This is a genomic window from Pseudocitrobacter sp. 73, assembly GCF_008369545.1.
In the GTDB taxonomy this organism is placed as follows: Bacteria; Pseudomonadota; Gammaproteobacteria; order Enterobacterales; family Enterobacteriaceae; genus Pseudocitrobacter; species Pseudocitrobacter vendiensis.
Map to the genome: position 1 here is coordinate 1 of NZ_VTZO01000105.1, position 324 is coordinate 324.

At 54.0% G+C, this 324-nt stretch carries 1 protein-coding gene; it reads left to right on the forward strand.

Annotated features, from left to right (window positions below):
• Positions 1 to 324 (forward strand): hypothetical protein (locus F0Q32_RS25970; protein ID WP_188016920.1); only part of this gene is annotated, 324 nt, incomplete at both ends.

Sequence of the window (324 nt, forward strand, 5' to 3'; positions counted from 1 at the left end):
CACAACATCCTGTGGAAGCATATTTTTCGTAACGCCATGCTGCTGGTCATTGCCGGTTTTCCGGCCACCTTGAGCAGAAGGGGAGGTACCGGTGCGGGGGGGAGGGAAGGGAGGGGGGCGGGAAAGGAAGGGGGAGGAGGGGAGAGGAGGAGAAAAGAGAGAGAGAAGAAAAGGGGAGAGGGGGAAAGAGAGAAAGGGGAAAGAGAAGAGGGAGGAAGGAGAAAGGGAAAGGGAGAAAGGGGGGGGAGGGAAGGAACGGGAAAGGGGGGGAAAAAAGAAGAAAAAAAGGGGAGGAAGAAGAGAAAGGAGAAAAAAAAAAAAGAG